A 384-nucleotide genomic window follows, 5' to 3' on the forward strand; every position below is an offset into this window, starting at 1 on the left:
TTTTTTTTGTTTTTGTCAAATCTTCATTTTTTAGTGAAAAACAACGCAATTTTTCCCCGTTTCGATATTAACCCGTAAAGGAATGCTCAATTTTACCGCCTGTTCCATCGCTTCTTTTACGATTTTTGAGTTTTTTTCAGCCTCGTCTTCGGGACATTCAAGGATAAGTTCGTCGTGAACCTGCAATAAAAGTCGCGCCTTGCTTTTTGTCGAATTAAGCCGCTTGTCCAGGGAAAGCATTTCGGTTTTTTTAATCGTGTTTTCGATAAATTTTCTTACGCCCGAATAAGTGTTAAAATAGGCGTTGATAAAGTTCGTCGCTTCTGTGCGGCTGATACTCAACTCATTGGCGAGCCGGAAGGCGCTCATTCCGTAGATTACGCC

The 384-nt window shown here is 40.6% G+C and carries 1 protein-coding gene; it reads right to left on the reverse strand.

The genetic code is table 11. The features are described 5' to 3' along the window. Positions 1–30 precede the first annotated feature (30 nt). Positions 31–384 (reverse strand): DNA polymerase (locus tag ACYVTD_RS17695; protein ID WP_461248933.1); only part of this gene is annotated, 354 nt, incomplete at its 5' end.

Source organism: Treponema sp. R6D11 (assembly GCF_054786075.1).